Source organism: Mesorhizobium sp. M4B.F.Ca.ET.143.01.1.1 (genome assembly GCF_004792275.1).
GTDB lineage: Bacteria > Pseudomonadota > Alphaproteobacteria > Rhizobiales > Rhizobiaceae > Mesorhizobium > Mesorhizobium abyssinicae.
In genome coordinates this window covers 1-300 of sequence record NZ_SRSR01000296.1, presented here as the reverse complement: position 1 = coordinate 300, position 300 = coordinate 1, and the positions used below count along the sequence as shown (strand labels likewise).

Genomic DNA, 300 nt, shown 5'->3' with positions numbered 1-300 from the left:
TCGCTGCGGGCATCAAGGATGCCTTCGACCCGTGCCATATATTGAGCAACGGCCGCATTCTGGCGTCCGCATCCGCGCTCGACTATAGGTGAGCGATGACGCTGAAGCTCGACAAGGTCAATCGCGGTCCGCACCTCTCCACGCTCGTTGCGAGTTCGATCTCGCGCGAGATCGCCCAGGGGCGGCTGAAGCCCGGCGATCAGCTGCCGACCGAACAGGCGCTGGCGACCACGTTCGGGGTCAGCCGGAACGTGGTGCGCGAGGCGATCGCCAGGCTGCGCTCCGAGGGCCGCATCTGGT

The 300-nt window shown here is 66.0% G+C and carries 1 protein-coding gene; it reads left to right on the top strand.

Annotation, left to right across the window (positions count from 1 at the left end):
- Positions 1-95: 95 nt before the first annotated feature.
- Positions 96-300, top strand: a 205-nt coding sequence (locus EN786_RS37060; protein WP_135910187.1) for a winged helix-turn-helix domain-containing protein, incomplete at its 3' end; no start/stop codon positions are given.